We start from the raw sequence: 23,280 nt of genomic DNA on the forward strand, positions 1-23,280 counted from the left end.
CCGCTGCCGACCGATCGGTAGTTTTACAATCGGAGTTTCAGTAGAGAAAGCTGACTTGCATGACCACGACTGAGACCGTTCACGATCGAATCGGGACAGCGCGCGACGAACTCACGACCGGCCAACTGCTGGCCGTTTTCGCGTTCGCCGCGGCGCTGTCGTTCACGCTGTTGTTCCTGCAGGAACCGCTGGCCCACGACTCTATGCACAACTTCCGGCACGCGGCCGGCGTCATCTGTCACTGATGCTCGTCGACTACCTCGAGCGGGGCGTCCTCGCCGGCTCGGTCGCGGGGCTCGCCTACGGAGCCTACGTGGCCTTCGTCGCGAACCCGTTGATCGGTTACATGGAGGGCGTCGCCGAGAGCGACTCGGGAGGACACCACGCCGGCGAACACGCCCACGCCGCTGGCGGCCACGTCGTCAACGAGGCGACGACCGCCGCGGTCAGCGTCGGCGGCGGTGTGCTCTGGGGCATCCTGCTCGGCGGGATCTTCGCGCTGGCCTTCTACTTCCTCGAGCCGGCCCTGCCCGGCCGCGGGAACGCGAAGGCCTACGTACTGGCCGCCGCAGGCTTCTTCACCGTCTCGGTCGCCCCGTGGCTCGTCCTGCCACCGACGACGCCGGGGGCCGAACAGGCGTACACACCGACGCTCCGCATCGCGATCTACGTCGGGATGATGGCAGTCGGCGCGGTCGTCGCCGCGGCGTCGATCCGCGGATACGATCGCGTCGCGCCCCGGAGTCGCCCGCTCGGGGTGGTCACGGCCACGATCCCGATCGTCGCGCTCGCGGCCGTCGCCGCGCTCGCAGCGCCGACGATCGTTTCGGTCGGGGCGATGCCGGCCGAGCTCGCGGCCGCCTTCCGCGGGCTGACGGTACTGAGTCAGGCCGCCCTCTGGGCGCTCGTCGCCGGCTGTTTCGGCTGGCTACAGCGGCGAGTCGGCGTGCAGTCGACCGCCGAGCGGCACGACGAACTGCTGACCAGTCCATGAGAGAGCGGACAGAACAGCACCGTGAACGCCTCGCGGCCCACGTCTTCGTCTGCACGAACGACCGCGATTCCGAGCACGCGAGTTGCGGTGCGGCCGGTGCCGAGGAGACGGTCGCGGCGGTCAAAGACTGGCTGCGCGACCGGAACGCGTTCTGGACGGCGGTTTCCGTCAGCACGACCTCGTGTCTGGGGCTATGTAGCGAGGACGGCACCGCGATTACGATCCAGCCGCGGAACACCTGGTATTCGGACGTCACGCCGGCCGACGTTCCCGACCTCCTCGCCTCGGAGTTCGGCCCGGATGCAGCGCAGGTCCGCGACGGCGACTGAACCGGCCGGCGCACAACCGTTTTGACGCTGGTCTCCGATATCACGCGTAGTACCGATGCTCACGTGGCCAGACGAGACGATGTACGAGGGGATCGCGGCAGTCGCGGCGACCGACCCGGACCGGCGGGCCGTCGTCTTCGAGGGAACGACGTGGACCTACGACGAGCTTCTCGACGAAACGCGGACGCTCGCCCGCGGGCTCGCCGATCTCGGCGTCTCCGAGGGCGACGTCGTCGCGGTCTGGCTGGGCAACCGCCCCGAGTGGATCGTCTGCCAACTCGCCGCCTCCGCCCTCGGCGCGGCGATGGTCGCGGTCAACACCCGCTATCGGACCCACGAACTCGAGTACATGCTCGCGGACTCCGGCGCGAGCGTCCTCGTCACCGAGGACGAGTTGCTCGATCGGGACTACCACGAGATGCTCGCGACGGCGGTTCCCGAGGTCGCGGAGCAGTCGCCGGACGAGTTCGACCCCGACTCGGTTCCCTCGCTCGAGGCGGTCGTGAGCCTCGAACCGTCGGCCGAACTGCCGGCGCTGCGGGCCTACGACGACGTGTGCGAAGCGGGACGGGCGCGGGATCGGGACGAACTCGAGCCCGCGACAGACCCCGACTCCCCGGCGGCGATCTTCTACACTAGCGGCACGACGAGCGATCCGAAGGGCTGCCTGCAGTCGAGCCGGTCGCTGCTGAACCACTCGGCCCACGTCGCCGACCACCTCGGCGTGACCGACGAAGACGTCGCCGTCGCGACGCTCCCCTTCTGCGGTATCTGGGGCTACAACACCCTCTTCAGCGTCCTCGCGACCGGCGCGACGCTCGTGACGCAGACGCACTTCGACCCTGGAGAAACGATTCGACTGGTCGACGAACACGACGCGACGTACCTCACGGGACTGGGCGTCATGTTCGAGCGACTGCTCGAGCACGAGACCTTCGATCCGTCGCGCGTCGGAACGATCGACAAGGGAGTCGTCGGTTTCATCAGCAAAGGGTTCGACGAGGACCTGTTCGAGCGCATCGAGTCGACGGTCGGCTTTCCGGTGGTCCAGCCCTACGGGCTCTCGGAGGCCAACAGCCAGATATTCGTCGGCGATCCGACCGATCCGGCAGCGCGGCGCAAACGCGTCGGCGGGCCGCCGATCCACCCGGACATCGAGGCGAAGATCGTCGACCCCGAGAGCCGCGAGGAACTGCCGGCCGGCGAGGAGGGCGAACTCGCGATCCGAGGCTACCTGCTCGCCGACGGCTATCTCGGCAAACCCGATGCGACTGCGGCGGCCTTCGACGATTCGGGGTGGTTCTATACCGGCGATCTCGCCGAGATGGACGACGACGGCTACGTCTACTACCGCTCGCGGCTCGACGACGCGCTCCGGGTCCGGGGCTTCCTCGTCGCACCGCGGGAGATCCAGTCGGCGGTCGAAGACCACCCCGACGTGCGCTCGTGCGAGGTCGTCGGCGCGCCCCATCCGCGCCACGGCGAAGTAGCGGTCGCGTTCGTCGTCCCCGCGAGCGACGGGCTGACCGCGGGGGATCTCGAGGACGCCCTCGATTCTCGCGTGGCCGACTACAAAGTCCCCGAAGCGTTCGAGTTCGTCGACGAGTTCCCGACGACCGAGGGACCGAACGGCGAGAAGGTCCAGAAAACGGTGCTGCGCGAGCGGGTCGCGGACCGGTTCGACGCGTGAGGGCCGAGGAACGTCGGAAAGAAACGCTGCTGACCAGGACCGTTCGATGAGCGGACTCGCCCTGCGTCAGCCGTTCTGACCGCAGCTCGTCGGCACCGAGACCGATACGTCACTGCCCCACCATAATTATTTATTATATTATATGTTCGGAAGACAGTTCATGTATAAATGAATTTCGGAGGGCGTCCGTATCGATTTCGGCGAGTTCGCCGACTGTTCCCGGTGGTCCACGTCATGACATAACGCTTTTCCCTCGACCGGATAGAGGATCTGCTAATGCCCCGACTGCTAGGCGACGCGGTCGCGCTCACCGAGAGCCAACAGCTCGTTCGCTCGAGCATCCGCGACATCTGCTCTGACTTCGATCACGAGTACTGGCGTCGACGAGCCGACGACGGGGAGTACCCCCACGAGTTCGTCGATGCGTTGACCGACCACGGCTGGATGGGTATCCTGTTGCCCGAGGAGTACGGCGGTGCCGGAATGGGAACACAGGAGACCGTCGTCATGATGGAGGAGATCGCCGCCAACGGCGGCGGGTTCAGCGCCGCGCAGGCGGTCCACGGCGGCGTCTACAACTCCGTCCCCATCGTCGAGTACGCCAGCGAAGAGATCAAACGCGACCTGCTTCCGAAGGTCGCCGACGGCGAGGCCTCGATCCAGGCGTTCGGCCTGACCGAGCCCAACGCCGGCTCGAACTCACCGGCGATCGAGACGCGCGCGGAGCAAGACGGCGACGAGTACGTCGTTAACGGCCAGAAGATCTGGACCTCCCGCGTCGACGTCTCCGACTACATCGTCCTCGTCGCGCGCACGACGCCGCTCGAGGAGGTCGAGAAACGAACCCGCGGCATCTCGATGTTCCTCGTCGACTTGGAGGACGCGATGGATCAGGGCGCACTCGAGATGGAGGCGATTCCCAAATCCGCCAGCGACTTCGTCCACTCCTTCGAGCTCTGGTTCGACGACCTGCGCGTCCCCGAGGAGAACCTGATCGGCGTCGAGGGCAACGGCTTCTACCAGGTGCTCGACGGCCTCAACGAGGAGCGGCTCGTCATCGCCGCCGAGTGTATCGGCCTCGGCCGGCTGGCGCTCGAGCGCGCGGTCCAGTACGCCAACGATCGGGAGGTGTTCGATCGCCCGATCGGGAAAAATCAGGCGATACAGCACCCGCTGGCCGAGGCCTACGCGCGGCTGCAGGCGGCCAAACAGCTGACCTACAACGCGGCCGACCGAGCGGCCTCGGACGAAGACGTTGATCTGGGCGCGTACGCGAACGCAGCGAAGTTCCTCGCGGCCGACGCGGCCTACGAGGCGGCCGACGCGGCGGTCCAGACCCACGGCGGGTTCGGCATCGCCACGGAGTACGACGTCGAGCGCTACTTCCGCGAGGCTCGGCTGACCCGGCTAGTGCCGATCACCCAGCAACTCGCCCTGAACTATCTCGGCGAGAACGTGCTCGGCCTGCCGCGCTCGTACTGATCGACGAGTACCCACGACCCACCCGATCCACGACTCACACCAATGACGGACGATACTGACGACACCGAAGTAGAGGAAGCGACTGACAAGCGACTCGTCGAAGGATGGCACGGCCGCTACTACGAGGATTTCGAGGTCGGCGACGTTTACAAGCATCCCTTCGGCCGCACGGTCACTGAGACGGACAACGTCTGGATGACCAACGTGACGATGAACCTCAACCCGATGCACTTCAACGAGGCCTACGCCGAGGAGACCGAGTTCGGCGAGCGCCTCGTCGACGGTACCTTCGTCATCGCGCTGGCCGTCGGGATGAGCGTCATCGACGTGTCCGTCAACGCGACGGCGAACCTCGGTTACGACGCCATCCGCCACCACAATCCCGTCTTCCACGGCGACACGATCTTCGCCGAAAGCGAAGTCTTGAGCAAGCGGGAACTCGAGTCCCGCGACCACGTCGGTATCGTGGAGACGGAACTGCGAGCGTACAACCAGCACGACGACCTCGTGTTGAGCCTGGAGCGTACGCCCATGGTGTTGAAACGCGAGTACGCAGAGCCCTCCGCGGCGGAGCCCCCGGGCTGGCCCGAGGGAATCGGCACGCAGCCGGAGGAGCTGTAGATGTTCGCGCTCGACGACATCACGGTCGTGAGCCTCGAGAGCGGGGTCAGCGCCCCGCTGTGTACCCGGATGCTGGGCGACTTCGGCGCAGAAGTGATCAAGGTCGAGCGGCCGGACGTGGGCGACGTCAACCGCCACTGGGACTCGGTGGTGTACGGCGACTCGTCGGCCCACGCCTGGGTCGACCGGAACAAGCTGAGCGTCGAGCTGAACCTCAAAAGCGAGGACGGGACCGCGATCTTCCACGAACTCGCCGAGGAGGCCGACGTGATCGTCCAGAACTACTCCCCGGGCGTCGTCGAACGGCTCGGCGTAGGCTACGAGGACGTCGCCGAGATCAACGAAGACGTGATCTACCTGAACGTCTCGGGCTACGGCCGGGACGGCCCCTACAGCGACCGCAAGGCCTACGACATGGTCATGCAGGGCGAGACCGGACTCATTCTGATGAACGGCTCGCCGGACGCGCCCGCCAAGATCCCCCTGAGCGTCTGCGACATCAACGCCGCGACCTACGGGACGATCGCTACGCTGCTCGCGCTGTTCCACCGGGAGCGAACCGGCGAAGGGCAGGAACTGGACGTGACGATGTTCGGCGGCATGCTGTCGTGGCTCGGCTACTTCCCCCACAAGTACTGGCACAACGACGAACAGCCCGAACGCATCGGGATGCGCCACCACCTGCTGACCCCCTACGGCCCCCACGAGACGGCCGACGACCAGTACGTCAACTTCGCCATCCTGAGCGAGGCCCACTGGGAACTGCTCTGCGAGGCCGTCCTCGAGCGACCCGACCTGCTCGAGGACGAGCGGTTCGCGGACAACGAAAGCCGAGTCGCAAACCGCGACACCCTCGAGCCGCTGATCGAGGACCTCATCGCAGAACAGCCGCGGGACTACTGGGCCGAGCGGCTGGCCGAGGCGGGTATTCCGTGGGGCGACGTGAACCAGTTAGACGAGGTGCTCGACCACCCCCAGACCGAACATCTCGATCTCGTGAAGGAACTCGAGACCGAGGACGGCCCAGTGCCGTACGTCGACAACCCGATCGACACCGACGCGCTCGAGTTCGCGGCCGAACCGATGCCCGATCTGGGCGAACACACCGACGAAGTGCTCGACGCGCTCGGCTACTCGGACGACGAGATCGAAACCCTTCGGGCGAACGATGTGGTCTGAGCGTCCCCGGGCCGCTCGATCGGCCCGAACGGAGACGGAGCAGTTGCCCGCGAGACCCCCCTCGAGCACCGCGATCGGCGGGCACGATTGTGTGGATCGGTACCGGAGGGTCCCACGATGACCGAGACACCCTCGAGCGAAGTGACCGCGGACCTGGCCTCGTTCGTCGCCGCGCTCGGTCCCGAAGCCGTTCCCGACGAGGCACTCCGCACTGCCGAACGGGCGATCCTCGACACCGTCGGCGTGACGCTCGCCGGCGCTGACGCGGAGGCGGGCGCGATCGCTTCGGCCGCCGTGACCGCGGACGACGGCCCCGGCGAGACGACGGTTCTCGGGCGTGACGAGCGGCTACCGCTGTCCGACGCCGTCTTCGCGAACGCGACCGCCGGCCACGCCCTCGATTTCGACGACGTCGCGCTGGCGGCGATGGACGGCCACCCCAGCGTTCCGATGGTCGCCCCGCTGCTGGCCGTCGGCGAGCGCGAAGGGGCGTCCGGTCGAGACCTGCTGACGGCCTTCGTCGCCGGCTTCGAGACCCAGAACTACCTCTCGAGGCCGATCAGCCCGGGCCACTACGAGGGCGGCTGGCACGCCACGTCGACGATCGGCCTCTTCGGTGCCGCGGCGGCCGTTGCCAACCTGCTCGGCCTTTCGGCCGAACGCACAGCGAACGCCCTCTCGATCGCCGCCTCGATGCCCGCTGGCCTCAAGCGCAACTTCGGGACGACGACCAAGCCGATTCACGCGGGGCAAGCCGCCCGCTCGGGGACGACCGCGGCCCTGCTCGCCGCCGAGGGCGCGACGGCGGATTCGACGGCGATAGACGGTGAACGCGGCTTCTTCGACCTCTACCGGGGTGACGGCGAGCCCGACCTCGAGGCCCTGCCCGACCTCGGCGAGCGGTGGGCGATTCGCGAGGACGGCATCGACGTGAAGAAGTATCCCTGCTGTTACTACACCCACGCCGCCATCTACGCGGCGATCCGACTCGCGGAGGAGCACGACCTCGCGGCCGACGGGATCGACGCGGTGCGGGTAACGGCCTCACAGGGGGCGGCCGACGCGCTCGCCCACGACGACCCCGAGACGGGGCTCGAGGCGAAGTTCTCGATGCCGTACCTGATCGGGAGCGCGATCGCTCGCCGAACTGTCGGCCTGTCGGCGTTCGAGACGACGAACATCGACGAACCGGCGGTCCAGACCGTCCGCGAGCGCGTCTCGCTGTCCGTCGACGACGAGATGCCGTACGACTCGAACGCCGCGCGGGTCGCGGTGACGACCCGCGACGGTGAGACGTACGAGCGCACGCAGGAACGGCCGCCGGGAACGCACGACGATCCCCTCTCCGTCGAGGAACTGCACGAGAAGTTCCGGATGTGCGCCGACTTCGCACCTGGTTCGGTCGCGATCGACGACGCGCTCGCGGCGCTCGACAATCTGCGGTCCGTCGAGGACGTGGGGAGCCTCCTCGAGTCGCTCTGAAGCTAGCTTCCCGCCCGTCCGCCCTAGCGTCGTCGCTTCGAGACGTTTACTTATCGGCCGTTCGGAGTACCACCAAATGACGCTGTACTCGCGGGTCCGCCCCCTCGCGTTCAAACTGCCGGCCGAGACGGCCCACGACCTCGGCAAGCGGACGCTCCGGGCGGCCCAGTCGACGCGACCGACGCGAGCGGCGCTCTCCTACGCGTACCGGCACGACGATCCGGCGCTCGAGGTCGACCTGTTCGACACCACGTTTCCGAACCCGGTCGGCGTCGCCGCCGGCTTCGACAAGAACGCCGAAGTGACCCACGCGCTCGCGGCGCTCGGCTTCGGCTTCGTCGAGATCGGCACCGTGACGCCCTATCCGCAGGCAGGTAACGATCGACCCCGGCTCTTTCGTCTGCTCGAGGACGAGGCGATGATCAACCGGATGGGGTTCAACGGGCAGGGGATGGAGCGCGTGAAATCCCGACTCGAGGCCGACGGGGTGCCCGGAATTCCGCTCGGGGTGAACGTCGGCAAGATGAACTCCTCGAGCGAGCGCGAGGCGATCGAGGACTACCGACGCGTCTTCGACCGGCTCTCGCCGTTCGCCGACTACGTCGTCGTCAACGTCTCCTGTCCGAACACCCCCGACGAGTTCGACGAGGCCTCGCCCGACCACCTCCGGGCGATCTTCGAGACGCTCGAGGCGGAAAACGACCGGGACGTGCCGATCCTGGTGAAGATCGGCCCCGACGAGCCCGACGAGGCGATCTTCGACCTCGTCGACATCGTTCGGGAGTTCGACCTCGACGGCATCGTCGCGACGAACACCTCGACGAGCCGCGACGGACTCGACTCCTCGCGGCGTGAGGAGTGGGGCGGGCTCAGCGGGAAGCCCCTCGAGGATCGTTCGACCGCGGTCGTTCGCACGCTCGCGGAGTACACGGACGGCGAACTACCGATCGTCGGCGTCGGCGGCGTCGACTCCGCGGCGAGCGCCTACGAGAAGATCCGCGCCGGGGCCTCGCTCGTCCAGTTGTATACCGGCTTCGTCTACGAAGGGCCGTCGACGGCGAAGCAGATCAACCGGGGACTCTCGAGACTGCTCGAGCGCGACGGCTTCTCGTCGGTCGAGGACGCGGTCGGCGCGGACCTCGAGTGAGGAGGCTGGAACGGCAAATCCCGTTCTAGTCGGCCGGCACCGGGTCGTCGATCCCGTTGTCGAGTTCCCCCTGATCGCTGTCCGCCCGCTGTGACTCTACGACAGGGGCCGTACTTCGGCTCGTTACCGAGAGCGGAATCGAACGGAACTGTTCCGTTTTTGCTATCTCGTCCGGTTAGCCGCCCACATTTGTCACGGAGTCTGCATCGACCATAACGTGGTCCCTGCCGGTGTCGGAAGGACGGAGTGTGGATATAAATTGATCGCTACTTCACGGACTGGGAACAGTCACGGTGATTAGCTGGCCGGGAGTTGACGATCGACGACGGGCAACCGACTCCATCAACACGCCGTCTACGGTTGCCCAGCACTCGAGTCGAGCCGTACTCCTTTCGACCAGGGGTACCGACCGATTCCTCGACTGACACGTCGGTTGTCTTCCCTTTGGCCGACCCAGTCTAATTCGGATGTAATTCCCTGTTCGGTAGAAGAAGCAGTCAGTCACTCGTTAGAACGTTCTATTTCGATCATAACTATCCATATCTGACTATTTGGGGTGAAGCGATGGGGGACACGCCGAACGCAGACCCGACCGGTGGAACAGCTACGAGGAGTATCGCTCGATCCGAGGCGGAGAACGCAGAATTGGGAGACGACTCCGGCGGAGGGCGATGGCAGTAACTCAGCTCCGTCAGATGGTCGCACGACCGACGGATCGCTCGCCGGAACTCTCACAAGACGTCGCATTCGAGATGCTGAGCTGTCGACGGCGGCGGTACGTCATTCACTGTCTCAAACAACGTGGCGGGCCGCTCTCGTTGCGCGAGTTAGTCACACAGCTCGCCGCCTGGGAGAACGAGGTCCCAGTGACTGACGTCACTCGCGAACAGCGAATGCGGGTCTATACCGCGCTCCGGCAATCGCATCTACCGAAGCTAGACGACGGTAACATCGTCTCGTTCGACAGGGACCGCGGGACCGTCGAACTCACCGACGCCGGCTCACAGCTGGAGGTGTACCTCGACGTAGTCCCGCACAACGACATCCCCTGGAGCAAATACTACGCTGGGCTGAGCGTGCTCTGTACCGGCTTTCTCCTCGGGCTGGGTGCCGACATCGTTCCGTTCGGACGCATCGATCCGCTTCTCGGTGCCGGCCTCGTCACCGCGCTGTTCGCCGTCTCGTCGGCGGCACACGTCCGCTACGCCAATCGAATGCGCCTCGGAAGAGAGGGGCAACCACCGAAGTACAGGGGTGGTGACCGATGAACGGGAACGCGAGGTCGGTCGTCTACGGCGTTGGCGGCGTTCTCCTCCTTACGATGCTCGTTCTCGTCGCCGTTGTCACGTTCCCGGGCGTCGTCGGCGGCGACGACGCCTACATCGTCACCTCGGACAGCATGCAGCCGACGATCTCGTCGGGTGATGTCGTCGTCACAACGGAGGTTCCTGCCGACCAAATCGAAACTGGCGATGTCGTGACGTTCCACGCCGGTGACGACCCCGATCGGGGCTATATCACCCACCGCGTTATCGAGACCCGCGAGGAAAACGGCCAGCTTTATTTCAAAACGAAAGGTGATGCGAACGAAGATCCCGACCAAGGTTATGTTCCTGCGAGCGCTACAGCGGGCGTCCAGCACCTGCACATCCCATATCTCGGGTACTTGCTTCTGTTCGCCCGGTCGCCGCTCGGACTCGTCGCGCTCGTAGTCCTGCCGGGGGTCGTGTTGATCGCCTCGGGATGCAGGCAGTTACTGCGTGAGTTTGGGTACGCCTCGGTGACTGGCCGCGTGCTCGATGCCATACTGGGGTCGGAGGAGACAGCGACCGTGACCGACAACCCGGCCGGACCGACGGATTCCGGAGTCACCGAATCGGGTGACGACCGATGACCACCGAGACGGTCGCCCGCTTCGCGGTCGCGATGATCGCGCTTTGCGTGGTGGTCGCCGGCGGATGGCTCGGGCCGACGGCGGCGCTGTTCTCCGACGAAGCCGCATTTGAAGACAACGGGATCGGTGCCGCCGCCGACGAGGGGACGCTACACGTTTCAGTCGCTTCCTCCGAGAATGGGACCGTCGCTGCGCTCGGAAACGAGACTGGCGCCGGCGAGAGTACGCTCGAGGTGACCGTCGAGAACGTCGGGGAACGCCCCGCTGCGGCCACGTACGAGATCATCATCGACAACGAGACGGTCGACAACGGGACCGTCGAACTCGAGCCGAACGAAACGTGGTCCGAACGCTACGGAATCGCGGCGGAAAACACGAGCGGTGTCGAGTGGTCGGTCGTCGCCGACGGCGAGGTCCGCAATGGGACGCTGACCGTCAGTAGCGAGAACGCGTCAGCAGTGAACGGGACAGCGGATACTTCGACGGACCAAAACGCCACCAGCGCCGACAATTCGACGAGTGGGAACACGTCCGGGACTCCTCTAACCGGTTCCGACTCCGACGGCGGAAACAGTACCGGCGAGAACGAATCAACCGTGTCGACGGCTAGTGGAAATGAATCTACGTCGAGCGGCTCCTCGACCGGAGATACGGATACGACGACTACCGTCGATAGCACGGGCGAGACTCGAGCCGAGACGGACGACGCGAACGCCGGTAACGAGACGGCATCCGGCTGACGATCGGTGAACGACAGGCTGCCGGGACCGTCGAGTTGTTGCAAGCGCAGAGACCGATCGCTGATGCGTTTTCGGCGACGCGAGTACACCGACAGGTGAGTGCGTTCATTCTCCAGACGTGGTAGTCTCAGGAGTCGACGCGTGTGTCTACCGCCGTGACCGATGCACCCGACAGGTTTCCGGACGGCTCGATCGTTCGTGTCCTGAATACATGGCGACGGACTACTCGATGGCGGTACAGCTACCGCACACCTATAGTAAAATTTATCTGAATAGTGCTTTGAAAGTTACTCGAGTACCTACAGTGACTCCCGCGGACAATAGCGTCACAGGTTCCGTGTGAAAAAAGCATCTCACCGATCGTCTCGGTCGGTCCGATCGAAGAGAAACAGCATCGCAGGCCGCCCAGTACGAAGGAAGTGGGCAGCCGCAAGCCGAGTTACGAGTCGTCCGTTTCCGGTCGCATTCCGGAGCCGTCGTTGTGCCGGCACTGCTCGGTGTAGAAGCCGATGTCGAAGGACGCGGAATCGGTCTGGATCTCGTTGGCGTGATCAACCGGCAGCCACCACGAGAAGCCGACGTAGTAGGTCGTCGAATTCACGAAACACTCCCGCTCACCGTCGCCGTTGCCGCCGTCGGGTTCGAGGGAGACACAGAAACTCACGTGGCTGATATCTCCGAATTGGGTGGTCAGAGTAGTTTCGTCATCACCGCTACTGCCGATGTACGTCTCACCTCCGACATCCGTGGGGTCGTCGTAGTGATAGATATTGCCACCGCCTTCATTGGCTCTTCCCCCTTTGACGATAACTTTGTCTACACAGAATCCGTCTGCATTATCTGGATCGGTCTCCCAGCTCGAGATGTTCCCCTCCTGATTCACACACACCCTGATCTCGCCGTAGGGAGTCTCGTACGTCTCACATGCTCCCGAGTCAGGGAGGACTGGCTCGTCAGGCTCGTCGGACTCCGCCTCAACTTTAATCGCCTCAGTCAACCCGTAGTCTGTACAGAACGGATTACGGTAAGGTCGTGTGTCCTCCGCAAAATCATCCTGACTTGTGCTCGTACGGTCAACACCTGTTTGAGGACAGACTCCAGGGGAAAGACCAGAACTGTTGGTCCCGTTTTGACCGGTTTCAGGTTGGATTGGAATCCCCAGCCCATTGTCATTGTTCTCCAGAAGGGCGAGTGCTTCTCGCAGCGAGAGGGGCTCCTCGAAGAGTAACGTCTCGCCATTGTCAGGCTCGAAGACGTTGTCACCGTCGTCGATCCAGAACTGCGTCTGGATCTCGTCGAGGAGTTCGACGCGGTTTGGCTCTTCGTCGGGATCGGTCGCCTCGGGCTCGGTGTGCCCGTTCTCTGAAGTCCCCTCCTCGTGCAGCGCGCCGGTCAGCCAGACGTAGCCGGGATTATCACACAGGTGGAAGCTGAGCGTCAGCTCACCGAAGTCACCCGGTTTCACGTCGGTGATGTCGATCAACGGATCAGGAGTTTCAGGATTAGTCACCTGAGGGTTCGGATCCCAGCCGATTCCGTCGGGAGTGGAGTCAGTCCGCAATTCTGAACTGAGAACGTTCGGCGTGTCAGCTTGCTCTTTACAGATATCCCAGCCTTTCTCGTTGAAGGCGGCATAATCCTGAATCCCGTCGTTGTTCGTGTCCGGATAGGCCTCGATGGCCGTACTCCGAAGGAAGTCGTCGGCGTAGCCATTGGGCACCCAGATAAGGGGTACATCTGCCTGTGACGGGAAGCCGATGTAGTTCTCTGGATCGTAACCCTCCATGGTCGCTGGATCTTCCATCAACACCTCGAATCTACCGTCGGCATCCGTTGACCCAAACTCCCCAAACTGGTTTTCGTTGCTGTAGATCCCAGTGGGGTCATTGGCTAGACTTTCCTCGTCACTCCAGTCGCTGTAGTGCTCTTGCCAATCGACCTTGAGATCGAGTGCGCCAGTCACGAGCTTGTTCCCGTCGAACGTCTCCTTGTCGCTGAAGAACGCGCTCGTGCCGGCACCCGCGAGCGCGCCTCCGACGCCGATCGTGCCAAGTCCTGCCAATACGTTCCGTCTCGAGATCGAATTTCGTTCGTCAGTCATGGTTTTTGACCCCCAGTCCGCGGGAATCCCATCGGCGGCTCGAACCACCGTCTCCCCCAGCTGGGACAACACGAACATCCCGATCAACGGTGGTATATATACACAGGCAGGAAAGTCGCTAGAACGAACCTCAGTTCGAGAAGTAAGCGAATTATACAGATCAATTGCGGCGATCGAAAACGGCCGTTCGTCACCGCAGTCGGAGTAGTAACGGCGATTTCCATCGGTCAGCAGCTTCTCTCGACCGATTTGAACGGTCTCACGGGGAAACCGATAGCTGAAACGGCGATTCGAGGCGGTAGCTACTCGTTATCGACATCGACACGCGTTCCGTACCCCGACTCCCCGAGCACGTCACCGTCCCGAGCGACGACCTTCCCGCGGACGACCGTCGCGACCGCCTTCCCGCGGAAGGACTCGTCCTCGAACGGCGTCACGCAGTTCTTCGAGTGAAGGTCGGCGCTGTCTACCGTCCACTCGAGGTCGGGGTCGACGACCGTGAAGTCGGCGTCGGTGCCGACCTGTAGCGAGCCCTTCTGGGGATACATCCCCCAGACCCTGGCCGGATTCGTCGAGTGACGGCGGACCCACTCCTCCATCGTGAATCGGCCGCGATCGACGAACGTGAGCATGGCCGGCACCTCGGTCTCGAGGCCGACGAAGCCCGAGATCGCGTCCCAGGTGTTTCCGAAGGGATCGTCGACCTTCTTCTCCTCGGGCGTGTGGGGCGCGTGATCGGTGGCTATACAGTCGATCGCGCCGTCGTCGATGCCGACCCGCCAGAGCCGGTCCTGTTCTTCGGCGTCGCGAATCGGCGGCTGGACGCGTGCGACGTTGCCCTTCTCGCGCATGACCTCCTCGGTGAACCAGAGGTAGTGAGGGGTGGTTTCAGCGGTCACGTCGACGCCGCGGTCTTTGCCGCGGGCGACGGCCTCGGCCGCCGAACCCGAGGAAACGTGGAACATGTGGATCTTCGCACCGGTCTCCTCGGCGAAGGTGACCATCCGCTCGACGGCCTCCCGCTCGGCGACGACGGGCCGCGAGTGGGAGTGGTCGATCGGCTCGTTCTTTCCTTCACTCTGGAACTGCTCCGTGTAGTGGTCGATGATCTCCCCGTTCTCCTCGTGGAAGCCGAGCCGCTTGCCCGTCTCCCGAATTTTCTCCATCGCCTCGAGGATCTCCCCGTCGCTCGGCGGCGGCACGTCGCCGACGGTCGACCCGAGGAAGACCTTGTAGCCGAGCGCACCGGCCTCGTCGATCTCGGAAATGAGATCGAGGTTCTCGCTCGTGACGACGGCGTAGCTCTGGAAGTCGACGTGGGCCGACGCCTCGCCGCGCTCGAACTTCAGCTCGAGGTGCTCGGGCCGGTCGATGACCGGGTCCGTGTTCGGCATCCCGACGACGGTGGTCACCCCGCCGGCGGCGGCCGCCCGCGTCGCGGACTCCCAGTCTTCCTTGTACTCGAGGCCGGGCTCGCGGTTGTGGATGTGACAGTCGACGATACCCGGCACGAGGACGTTCCCCTCGCCGTCGAGGACGCGGTCGGCTTCGGGGAGCCGGTCGCTCCGACCGACAGCGACGATGGTCCCGTCCTCGACGGCGACGCCCGCGTCGGGGGTCCGCCCCGCGGGCGTGACGACAGTACAGTTGCGCACGACGAGATCGACGGTCATTGCCGTGGAGTTGCCGAGGGCCGCGCATATAGCTTCCCCAAACCGATCGGACGCTCGTCGGTCCAGCCGTCGCGCGGTGGCGCGCGCTGTCGGCCGGCCTCGACGAGTGGAACGGTGACCATCGGGAACCGTGAACCGAGCGAGGCCGGCCGACGGACTTGTCCGAGGGACGAGCGAACGGAGTGAGCGAATCGGCTGGGGAGGGGGTGGCGAATCCATGTTGCCACGGTAGCAGAACGCTTCCACCGCGTTCGCCACACGGGATACCAGTCAGAAAGACAGACTCCCCGCGTGAACGACCGAGTCGCGGTGGTGAGTCCGCCTTGGATAATGACTCGAGCCGCCGCTTTCGGGCCGACCGGCCGACGCGTGATGTCGACGGGTGGTGGTTTCGACGGCGTGGACGCTCACCGCGTCGACCGGCCGGCTGACCGCCGGGGCTCGAGCGCGAGCCCCGGACTACTGTCCGTGAACCTCCGGAAAGAGCGCCGGCGGCACGGAACAGCCACAGGGGCTGACCAGCCCTGCCTCGGGGCCGAACGCGACCGAAATCACCACCCGCTCGCCGCACCGGGGGCAGTCGGGGAGTACTGACTCGTCATCGTCTTCGGTCGCCTCGTCCGGACCGCTCATCTCCAGCACCCTCCGCGCTGGCTCGAGGCCGAATCCGGACTCGAGACTGTTCGTGTCGGGCGATTCCGCGATCGTGCGAGACGTTTATGTCCCGGTAGAATGTATGCAATCATGGCTTGCAAACCCTGGACGGGTTGGAAGCCAGTCTCGGGTGTCCTCAGCACCCGGGACGTTTGCGATACGTCCCTGTTCCGGAGACCGGCTTCCGTTCGGATAGTCAACCTATTGCGACTTATATCTATTGTAACATCGGACGAAATCAGGTCGTGGTCGAGCGACTCGAGACGATCACCGAGCGGCGCTCGGTGCGTTCCACCGCGGTCCGTCGGCGTCGGCAGAGCCCGATTGCGCCACGTCATGCCGGGACCTCGCTCGAGACCGTACAGATAAGGCTGTAAGCAGCGCCTTCCGCCGCCTCGAGCCTGAATACGCAGGGGTACGAATCGGATACTAAACAGCGAGGCGCTGGTAGCACCGAGCGATGGACACGCCAGCGATCCGCGATCAAGCGATACTCGTGACCGGCGGCGCGGGCTTCATCGGCAGCCACCTCGTCGACGCCCTGGCGCCGCAAAACGAGGTCCGAGTGCTCGATAACTTCTCGAGCGGCGACCGAACCCACCTCCCCGACGACGTGACGGTGATCGAGGGCGACGTTCGCGACCCGATCGCCCTCCAGCGGGCGGCCCGCGGCGTCGACCTCATCTTCCACCACGCCGCGCTCGTCAGCGTCGCCCAGAGCGTCGACGAACCGCGCCAGAGCAACCGGACGAACCTCGAGGCGAGCCTCCTGGTGTTGGAGCAGGCCCGCCAGGAAGACGCCCGGGTCGTCGTCGCCTCGAGCGCGGCGGTCTACGGTCACCCCGACGAGCTGCCAGTACCCGAGACGGCCGGGATCGACCCGACCTCGCCCTACGGCGTACAGAAGGCTGCACTCGACCGGTACACTCGGCTCTACGAGGAACTGTACGACCTGCCTACGGTCGCACTCCGGTACTTCAACGTCTACGGCCCGCGCCAGCAGGGACCCTACAGCGGCGTTATCTCGACGTTCGTCGAGCAGGCACGGGCCGACGAGCCGATCACGATCGAAGGCGACGGCCAGCAAAGCCGCGATTTCGTCCACGTCAGCGACGTCGTCCGGGCGAACCTGCGCGCGGCGACGACCGACGCCGTCGGCGAAGCGTACAACGTCGGAACGGGAACGCGGACGACGATCGAGGAACTCGCCGAGACGATCCGCGACGCGACCGGTTCGTCTTCCCCGATCGTCCACCGCGAACCCCGCGCCGGCGATATCAGACACAGCGGCGCCGACACCTCGAAAGCGAGCTACGAGCTCGGCTTCGATGCCCGCATCGGCCTCGAGTCTGGGATTCGAACGGTGGTCGGCTCGTCGGGGCCGTCCGGTCGGGACGCCGGTGCCACCCCGGACACCAACCGTGAAAGCGGATCATACAGCTAGCCGTCCGCCAGTCGGACCGGCCACCGAAACCGATCCGTACTGCCGTATAGCAACCGTTGTACCGCTCGAAAAGTGGACTGCTCGAAGCGCGTCACGACGATTTCGGGCGTTAGTGTTCGATTCGACGAGCGTCACTGAAGCGTTTACTTACTGACTGAACCCAGGGCGAATCCGCGCTAACCGTTACAAACGTACGGTTGCGTTTATTCGGTTTGTCGATCAAAGGCCATCCATACCATGAGTGAGACGTATCATACCGGTCAACCACGGGCCGCGTTGACGCGGTTCCGCCACCGGCGAGTCACCCGCGTACGATGGGCGATCGGCCAGCCATACGACGGGACACGTTCGGGAATTGGACGGTATGGATACGGCGAGAGACAGGCGAAATCATAACAGCAGATGGCCTATAAAAAACAATTTGTAGGGCGGTCACGACGGTACAGGACATGAATCATCGAGACACAGCCTCCAAACAGCCATGAGCATCCGACGACGAGTTTCCACGGCGACCGATACGTCCAGTCCGTCGATCAGCGGCGCGGCCGTCCCTCCGATCGTCGCGGGTCCCCGTCCGGAGCTCGTCTCGGAACTCGTCCACCCGCTCCAGTTGGACGGCGGAGCACATGTGGCGGCCCTCGCGGGAATCGTTGCGCTGGCGCTTCTCGGAGGGATACTCATCGCCCGTAACCGGTACGCGGACCCGCCGTCCCTGGCGAACGAGCCAGACTCGAGCCACGAAGAGTTCGTCACCGATCAGGAACGCGTCTGCCAACTACTCAGGGAAAACGGCGGCCGAATGAAACAATCGAGAATCGTCGACTCCGTCGACTGGTCGAAAGCGAAGGTCAGCCGGTTGCTCGCGGACCTCGAGGACGACGATCAGGTCACGAAACTCCGACTGGGACGGGAAAACCTGGTCTGTCTGCCGGGACACGAACCGACGGCATCGAAGTCGCCCGAACAGACGAACGACGATTAGCGCGGGACCGCTCTTATCAACAACCATTAGCGCGGGACCGTTCCTATCAACAACCGTTGTTTTCCGGGAACGAACGTCTCACTGAATACGCCGCCGCTGGGCCGTAGTATCCAATTTCTCAGCGTAATGGTTCCGCCGGTTTATCCGCGGAAACGACGACGAGACTGATGCCCTCAGGGCAACCATGAACGCACGCAAACAGGTACTCGTCTTGATCACAGCGCTGATGCTCGTGTGCTCGAGCGGGGCGATGGTCACCGCTGCGTCCGGCAGCGGGGCCGTCGACGAGAGCGCACAGGTCAGCGAAGACGAGTACGAACCGACAAACGAGACAGTAGAAGAGAACGCGACAGATAACGAGACCGTCACCGACGACGAGACGGCACTGGGGAACGAGACCACGGAGAACGTGACCCAGGCCGCGTACGTGACGTTCGACGATCAGACGACCGAGGGCGAGACGGTCGTCGTCGCGAACGCCACGCTCGCGAGTGGGGGCTTCGTGACGATCCACGATAGCAGCCTCCTCGTGGGTAACGTCATCGGCAGCGTCATCGGAACGTCCGAGTACCTCGAGGCGGGCACGCACGAGGACATCGAGATCACTCTCGACGAACCGCTCGAGGAGGACGAGACGCTGATCGCGATGCCGCACCGGGACACCAACCAGAACGAGACGTACGACTTCGTCGAGACGGAGGGCCAGGCTGACGGCCCCTACCTCACGTCCGACGGCGAGCCGGTGACCGACCAGGCCGTCGTCACGGTTGAGGATGCGGCCGCGGAGGAACCGGTCGACAACGTCACCGAGGAAGAACCGGTCGACAACGTCACCGAGGAAGAACCGGTCGACAACGTCACCGAGGAAGCACCGACTGACAACGTTACCGAAGAAGAGCCGGCCGAGGCCACCGTGACGTTCGACAACCAGACGACCGAGGGCGAGACGGTCGTCGTCGCGGAGACCACGCTGCCGAATCCCGGCTTCGTGACGATCCACGATAGCAGCCTCCTCGAGGGAGACGCCATCGGCAGCGTCATCGGCGTCTCTGACTCCCTCGAAGCGGGTACGCACGAGGACATCACGGTCACGCTCGACGAACCGCTCGAGGAAGACGAGACGCTGATCGCGATGCCGCATCAGGATACGAACGACAATCAGCAGTACGACTTCGTCGAGACCGAGGGTGAAGAAGACGGCCCGTTCCTCACCGCCGAGGGCGAGCCCGTGACCGACGATGCCCTCGTTACGGTTGAGGATGCGGCCGTGGACGAAGAACCGGTCGACAACGTCACCGAGGAAGAACCGGTTGACAACGTCACCGAGGAAGAGCCGTTCGAAGAAGAGCCGGGAGACAACGTGACGATCGACGAGCCGATGGACGAACTGCCGGTCGACGCTGGTGACCGGCCGATCTTCGTCACAATCGAGAACACGACCATCGAAAACCTGAACGTCGAGAACGCGAGCATCTACGTGCTCGTCGTCAGCCCGGATATCAGCGCTGACGAACTGCCGGATGAGATGGAGAACATCACCGACGAGATGCCGGCCGAAGATAACGTCACTGAGGACAACGTGACGGACGAAGAGCCGTTCGAAGAGAACGTCACCGAAGAGCCGCCGTCGATGGAGGAGAACATCACCGAAGAGAACCTCACGGAAGATAACGTGACCGAGGACAACGTCACCGAAGAAGAGCCGGTCGACAACGTCACGGAAGATAACGTGACCGAGGACAACGTCACCGAAGAAGAGCCGGCCGAGGCCACCGTGACGTTCGACAACCAGACGACCGACGGCGAGACGGTCGTCGTCGCGGAGACCACGCTGCCGAATCCCGGCTTCGTGACGATCCACGACAGCGGCCTCCTCGAGGGAGACGCCATCGGCAGCGTCATCGGAACGTCCGAGTACCTCGAGGCGGGAACGGAGGAGAACATCACGGTCACGCTCGACGAACCGCTCGAGGAAGACGAGACGCTGATCGCGATGCCGCACGAGGACACGAACGACAATCAGACGTACGACTTCGTCGAGACGGAGGGTGAGGAAGACGGTCCATTCCTCACCGCCGAGGGCGAGCCCGTGACCGATGAGGCCTTCGTCACCGTCGAGGAACCGGAAGACGACGTGACCGAGGACAACGTGACTGAGGACAACGTCACGGAAGATAACCTGACGGAAGACAACGTGACTGAGGACAACGTCACGGAGGAACCGCCGGCGATAGAGGAGAACGTCACTGAAGACAACGTCACCGAAGATAACGTGACCGAGGAGGAGCCGGTGGAAGCCGAAAGCTTCAACGTCACCAACCTCGAGGCACCCGACAGCGCCGAAATCGGTGAGAACATCACCGTGATGGCGACGGTCGAGAACCCGACGGACGAGGAGCGAACCGAGGCCGTCCAGTTCCGTCTCGAGGGTGACCTCATCGCAGCGCAGAACGTGACGCTCGAGGCTGGTGCCAGCGAAGACGTCGAGTTCGAGGTCGATACGACTGGCCTCCAGCCCGGCGAATACGTCCACATGGTGCTGACCGACGAGTCCGGCGAAGTCGCGATGATCGAGCTGACCGAGTCGACCGACACCGGCATCGATACCGACGAGACGAACGAAACCGAAACTGGTCTCAACGAGACCGACGGAGAGGCAGCCAACGAGACTCAGCCCGCGCTTGGGTCGCTGGCCTAAGCGAGGATCATCCTAACCGGACAGCGCGTCTTTTTCCGCCGCTGCGAGACGACGACCATCGCGATCACTCGAGCGAACAGTCACGACCGACAGCGGCGTCTCGGTGTCGTGCCGTCCGCAACGACCGCTAGCCGCCGGTCGACGACTGATCGCTGTCGCGACGAGGAGTCGGTCCGTTGGCTCGGGCGATCGACCGTCGCTATCCGAGGAGCTGATAGAGGCTGCTCGCGGCGACGGCGAGGAAGACGAGCACACTGGTAAGGACCGGATCGACGCTCGAGACGACTGGGAGGCCGAGCCCGGCCAGCCCGATGACCGCGAGCCCGACGAGACAGAGGCCGAGATGAAACTGCAGAATGCGCGAATGATCGTCGTTGTGGCCGTCGACGTACTGCAGGACCTCGTCGAAATGACGGCCCGGCTGGATCGTCTTCGCATCGGAGTCGTATTCGATGACGGCGTCTTCTTCCAGCTGAGGAAGGTGTGTCTGCTGGAGGGAGACGTAGACGCTCTTGTAGAGATTGTTCGGCACCGGTGACGTATCCGACTCCGCCGCGGCGATCTCGTTTGCGACGTCGGAGACATCGACCTGACCGCCTTCGTCCGCGAGCAACTGGACGATGGCCCGGCGTCTATCGTTACCGAGGATGTGAAACACCTCACTCTCTTCGAGCGGTTCAGTTCTGTTTGTTTGAACTGACATCGATCAGAGAGATAGGGCACCGGTTCTCGAGGGACAGTCCACCACCAACGACCATGTCGGCATACTTCTCCCACCACTAACTTTAACTTTTGCAGGTTACGTCGTCGTCCGTTTCGGCCGGCGAATATCGCGCGTCTGCGAACGACCGTAGGGGAGAAGTACAGCTGTGGCGTGGCTCCCCGTCGCTCGAGGGGAATCGATCGGGACGAGATAGCAGGAGCAGCGGTGGCCGTACGGCATGCTCATCGTCCCCGCTATCAGAGGAGGAACACTGGCGGCTCGCTGGACAGCCAGAGACGAGCGAAAACGATAGTCGACTGCCGAAGAAGGGGCATGCGGGCGAAGGGAAATCAGTCGCCGGGAAGGTGACCGCCGGACTGCATCTCTCGATAGGTCGTACAGGACGGGCACCCGTGGACGACATCGCCGTTGTCACCGAAGACGCGAGCGAACTGCTGCGTAACGTGGGTCCCGCAGTTTCGACACCGTGCGCCGGCTGTCGACGATTCCATGGGTTTCCAGTCGTGTTGTTGGGAGTTCATGGTTTGGGGGGTGTACTCGGCCGAGTTTCGTGCGCCGCCGACCGATAGCGGTTACCCGCTATCACGCGTCGGCGGAGCGCGATGGCATCGCGGCAAGGCACTCGACCGGGCATCATCGTATCGAGGGGAGCAAACGCGAATAAAGGACGCAGACCGTTCAGCCGGCGAGCGGGCCAGAGAACCGGGAAATAGCCGCTTTCCGGCAGATCTTCGCCGGAAGACGGCCTGCGTAGATGGGGTAGGGGAATCGGTTGGTAACGGCTGTCAAACCGAATTCAGTCGTGTTATGGCGTATTCAGCGTTCAAACACGGAATTGACGCCTGTCGCGTACCGCGGAAAGCTGTTATTTCTCGAGCGAAATACGATCTTACGACGTGGAACGGCGCGGAGAACGCGAATAAGGTACATCGTTATAAAATACCACTATCGCTTACCGATCGGTGTGCGCGAATGTACGGTGGAACCCGGAACGGTGGTGGCCCCACTACCGACTGTCTCGCATCGTCACCTCTCTCGGAGAGCGAACGGCACCTGCCCGTCACGAACGAGTGACTACGACCATGTCAACGCAAGCGAGTAACACGCGATCGGAATCGACTTCCAACTCCGCCGCCCAGCTCGATGTCCTCGGGGACGACTGCGCCCGGACGATCCTCATCGCCACGAGTGAGGGTCCGAAGACGGCGAAAGAACTCACGAGCCGAACTGATAGCTCCTCGGCGACGGTGTACCGACGGATCAACAATCTTCTCGAGAGCGATCTCCTGGCAGAGTGCGTCCGGTTCGACGACGACGGCTCGCATACGACTGCGTACGAAGCGACCGCCGACGTCCTCCGCGTTCGGATCGGCGCGGACGGGATCGAGGTCGTCGTGTCGGATACTGGAGAATAACCCGCGAGTCGTTTCAGGAAACGATCACCGA

General features: G+C 63.9%; 21 protein-coding genes. 16 read left to right on the plus strand and 5 right to left on the minus strand.

The window, feature by feature from the left end; genetic code table 11:
* The first annotated feature begins 59 nt into the window (after positions 1–59).
* From NDO75_RS08795 to NDO75_RS08850, 12 genes are all read left to right on the plus strand, one after another.
* Complete coding sequence (locus NDO75_RS08795) at positions 60–245, plus strand: CbtB domain-containing protein (protein WP_310905775.1); 186 nt, start codon at positions 60–62, stop codon at positions 243–245.
* Positions 245–994 (plus strand): CbtA family protein, encoded by a 750-nt coding sequence (locus tag NDO75_RS08800; protein ID WP_310905776.1) that lies wholly within the window; start codon positions 245–247, stop codon positions 992–994. The genes NDO75_RS08795 and NDO75_RS08800 overlap by 1 nt, the downstream gene beginning before the upstream one ends.
* Positions 991–1,323 (plus strand): (2Fe-2S) ferredoxin domain-containing protein, encoded by a 333-nt coding sequence (locus NDO75_RS08805; protein ID WP_310905777.1) that lies wholly within the window; start codon positions 991–993, stop codon positions 1,321–1,323. Before NDO75_RS08800 ends, NDO75_RS08805 begins: the two co-directional genes overlap by 4 nt.
* Positions 1,324–1,378: 55 nt before the next feature.
* Entirely contained in the window at positions 1,379–3,013 is a 1,635-nt protein-coding gene (locus NDO75_RS08810) for a class I adenylate-forming enzyme family protein (protein ID WP_310905778.1), read from the plus strand.
* A gap of 276 nt (positions 3,014–3,289) precedes the next feature.
* The gene (locus tag NDO75_RS08815) at positions 3,290–4,495 is read left to right on the plus strand and encodes an acyl-CoA dehydrogenase family protein (protein WP_310905779.1); all 1,206 of its coding nucleotides are present in this window, start codon (positions 3,290–3,292) and stop codon (positions 4,493–4,495) included.
* Positions 4,496–4,537: 42 nt separating this feature from the next.
* Positions 4,538–5,116, plus strand: coding sequence for a MaoC family dehydratase (locus NDO75_RS08820; protein ID WP_310905780.1), 579 nt, complete (start codon positions 4,538–4,540; stop codon positions 5,114–5,116).
* Entirely contained in the window at positions 5,117–6,295 is a 1,179-nt protein-coding gene (locus tag NDO75_RS08825; RefSeq protein ID WP_310905781.1) for a CaiB/BaiF CoA-transferase family protein, read from the plus strand.
* Between the two features lie 117 nt (positions 6,296–6,412).
* Entirely contained in the window at positions 6,413–7,777 is a 1,365-nt protein-coding gene (locus NDO75_RS08830; RefSeq protein WP_310905782.1) for an MmgE/PrpD family protein, read from the plus strand.
* 76 nt (positions 7,778–7,853) lie between these two features.
* Positions 7,854–8,924, plus strand: coding sequence for a quinone-dependent dihydroorotate dehydrogenase (locus NDO75_RS08835; protein ID WP_310905783.1), 1,071 nt, complete (start codon positions 7,854–7,856; stop codon positions 8,922–8,924).
* Between the two features lie 671 nt (positions 8,925–9,595).
* A complete protein-coding gene (locus NDO75_RS08840; RefSeq protein WP_310905784.1) occupies positions 9,596–10,192 on the plus strand; it encodes a hypothetical protein in 597 nt (198 codons plus the stop codon).
* On the plus strand, positions 10,189–10,818 hold the full coding sequence (locus NDO75_RS08845; protein WP_310905785.1) for a signal peptidase I: 630 nt from the start codon (positions 10,189–10,191) through the stop codon (positions 10,816–10,818). The genes NDO75_RS08840 and NDO75_RS08845 overlap by 4 nt, the downstream gene beginning before the upstream one ends.
* Positions 10,815–11,558, plus strand: coding sequence for a hypothetical protein (locus tag NDO75_RS08850; RefSeq protein ID WP_310905786.1), 744 nt, complete (start codon positions 10,815–10,817; stop codon positions 11,556–11,558). The genes NDO75_RS08845 and NDO75_RS08850 overlap by 4 nt, the downstream gene beginning before the upstream one ends.
* 439 nt (positions 11,559–11,997) lie before the next feature.
* Here the strand turns inward: NDO75_RS08850 and NDO75_RS08855 are convergent, their stop codons facing one another.
* The 3 genes from NDO75_RS08855 to NDO75_RS08865 form a co-directional block, all read right to left on the minus strand.
* Positions 11,998–13,659, minus strand: a complete 1,662-nt coding sequence (locus NDO75_RS08855) for a SipW-dependent-type signal peptide-containing protein (RefSeq protein ID WP_310905787.1) — start codon at positions 13,657–13,659, stop codon at positions 11,998–12,000.
* A gap of 302 nt (positions 13,660–13,961) precedes the next feature.
* Complete coding sequence (gene allB, locus NDO75_RS08860; RefSeq protein WP_310905788.1) at positions 13,962–15,332, minus strand: allantoinase AllB; 1,371 nt, start codon at positions 15,330–15,332, stop codon at positions 13,962–13,964.
* A 459-nt stretch (positions 15,333–15,791) separates the two neighbouring features.
* A complete protein-coding gene (locus NDO75_RS08865) occupies positions 15,792–15,965 on the minus strand; it encodes a hypothetical protein (protein WP_310905789.1) in 174 nt (57 codons plus the stop codon).
* Positions 15,966–16,446: 481 nt separating this feature from the next.
* On the opposite strand from NDO75_RS08865, the gene NDO75_RS08870 reads away from it, so the two are divergent.
* The 3 genes from NDO75_RS08870 (at position 16,447) to NDO75_RS08880 (ending at position 21,110) form a co-directional block, all read left to right on the plus strand.
* Positions 16,447–17,430 carry an NAD-dependent epimerase/dehydratase family protein gene (locus NDO75_RS08870; protein WP_310905790.1) on the plus strand — a complete coding sequence of 328 codons (984 nt, stop codon included), beginning with the start codon at positions 16,447–16,449 and terminating at the stop codon, positions 17,428–17,430.
* A 481-nt stretch (positions 17,431–17,911) separates the two neighbouring features.
* Positions 17,912–18,412: a hypothetical protein gene (locus NDO75_RS08875; protein ID WP_310905791.1), complete on the plus strand. Its 501-nt coding sequence runs from the start codon at positions 17,912–17,914 to the stop codon at positions 18,410–18,412.
* Positions 18,413–18,596: 184 nt separating this feature from the next.
* Complete coding sequence (locus NDO75_RS08880; protein WP_310905792.1) at positions 18,597–21,110, plus strand: hypothetical protein; 2,514 nt, start codon at positions 18,597–18,599, stop codon at positions 21,108–21,110.
* Positions 21,111–21,309: 199 nt separating this feature from the next.
* Here NDO75_RS08880 and NDO75_RS08885 read toward each other — a convergent pair whose 3' ends face one another.
* Positions 21,310–21,813, minus strand: a complete 504-nt coding sequence (locus NDO75_RS08885) for an ArsR family transcriptional regulator (RefSeq protein ID WP_310905793.1) — start codon at positions 21,811–21,813, stop codon at positions 21,310–21,312.
* 350 nt (positions 21,814–22,163) lie between these two features.
* On the minus strand, positions 22,164–22,325 hold the full coding sequence (locus tag NDO75_RS08890; RefSeq protein ID WP_162834899.1) for a hypothetical protein: 162 nt from the start codon (positions 22,323–22,325) through the stop codon (positions 22,164–22,166).
* A gap of 591 nt (positions 22,326–22,916) precedes the next feature.
* Between NDO75_RS08890 and NDO75_RS08895 the strand changes: the two genes are divergently transcribed.
* Positions 22,917–23,249 carry a helix-turn-helix domain-containing protein gene (locus NDO75_RS08895; RefSeq protein ID WP_310905794.1) on the plus strand — a complete coding sequence of 111 codons (333 nt, stop codon included), beginning with the start codon at positions 22,917–22,919 and terminating at the stop codon, positions 23,247–23,249.
* Positions 23,250–23,280 lie beyond the last annotated feature (31 nt).

Source organism: Natrinema sp. 1APR25-10V2, from assembly GCF_031626495.1.
Lineage (GTDB): Archaea > Halobacteriota > Halobacteria > Halobacteriales > Natrialbaceae > Natrinema.

Excerpts from the sequence above, each read along its gene's own strand:
- NDO75_RS08800 (WP_310905776.1), top strand. The coding sequence starts at position 245 with ATGCTCGTCGACTACCTCGAGCGGGGCGTCCTCGCCGGCTCGGTCGCG.
- NDO75_RS08810 (WP_310905778.1), top strand. The coding sequence starts at position 1,379 with ATGCTCACGTGGCCAGACGAGACGATGTACGAGGGGATCGCGGCAGTC.
- NDO75_RS08830 (WP_310905782.1), top strand. The coding sequence starts at position 6,413 with ATGACCGAGACACCCTCGAGCGAAGTGACCGCGGACCTGGCCTCGTTC.
- NDO75_RS08880 (WP_310905792.1), top strand. The coding sequence starts at position 18,597 with ATGAACGCACGCAAACAGGTACTCGTCTTGATCACAGCGCTGATGCTC.
- NDO75_RS08805 (WP_310905777.1), top strand. The coding sequence starts at position 991 with ATGAGAGAGCGGACAGAACAGCACCGTGAACGCCTCGCGGCCCACGTC.
- NDO75_RS08875 (WP_310905791.1), top strand. The coding sequence starts at position 17,912 with ATGAGCATCCGACGACGAGTTTCCACGGCGACCGATACGTCCAGTCCG.
- NDO75_RS08855 (WP_310905787.1), bottom strand. The coding sequence starts at position 13,659 with ATGACTGACGAACGAAATTCGATCTCGAGACGGAACGTATTGGCAGGA.
- NDO75_RS08890 (WP_162834899.1), bottom strand. The coding sequence starts at position 22,325 with ATGGAATCGTCGACAGCCGGCGCACGGTGTCGAAACTGCGGGACCCAC.
- NDO75_RS08825 (WP_310905781.1), top strand. The coding sequence starts at position 5,117 with ATGTTCGCGCTCGACGACATCACGGTCGTGAGCCTCGAGAGCGGGGTC.
- NDO75_RS08885 (WP_310905793.1), bottom strand. The coding sequence starts at position 21,813 with ATGTCAGTTCAAACAAACAGAACTGAACCGCTCGAAGAGAGTGAGGTG.
- NDO75_RS08840 (WP_310905784.1), top strand. The coding sequence starts at position 9,596 with ATGGCAGTAACTCAGCTCCGTCAGATGGTCGCACGACCGACGGATCGC.
- NDO75_RS08865 (WP_310905789.1), bottom strand. The coding sequence starts at position 15,965 with ATGAGCGGTCCGGACGAGGCGACCGAAGACGATGACGAGTCAGTACTC.
- NDO75_RS08870 (WP_310905790.1), top strand. The coding sequence starts at position 16,447 with ATGGACACGCCAGCGATCCGCGATCAAGCGATACTCGTGACCGGCGGC.
- NDO75_RS08815 (WP_310905779.1), top strand. The coding sequence starts at position 3,290 with ATGCCCCGACTGCTAGGCGACGCGGTCGCGCTCACCGAGAGCCAACAG.
- NDO75_RS08850 (WP_310905786.1), top strand. The coding sequence starts at position 10,815 with ATGACCACCGAGACGGTCGCCCGCTTCGCGGTCGCGATGATCGCGCTT.
- NDO75_RS08820 (WP_310905780.1), top strand. The coding sequence starts at position 4,538 with ATGACGGACGATACTGACGACACCGAAGTAGAGGAAGCGACTGACAAG.
- NDO75_RS08795 (WP_310905775.1), top strand. The coding sequence starts at position 60 with ATGACCACGACTGAGACCGTTCACGATCGAATCGGGACAGCGCGCGAC.
- NDO75_RS08835 (WP_310905783.1), top strand. The coding sequence starts at position 7,854 with ATGACGCTGTACTCGCGGGTCCGCCCCCTCGCGTTCAAACTGCCGGCC.
- NDO75_RS08845 (WP_310905785.1), top strand. The coding sequence starts at position 10,189 with ATGAACGGGAACGCGAGGTCGGTCGTCTACGGCGTTGGCGGCGTTCTC.
- NDO75_RS08895 (WP_310905794.1), top strand. The coding sequence starts at position 22,917 with ATGTCAACGCAAGCGAGTAACACGCGATCGGAATCGACTTCCAACTCC.
- allB (WP_310905788.1), bottom strand. The coding sequence starts at position 15,332 with ATGACCGTCGATCTCGTCGTGCGCAACTGTACTGTCGTCACGCCCGCG.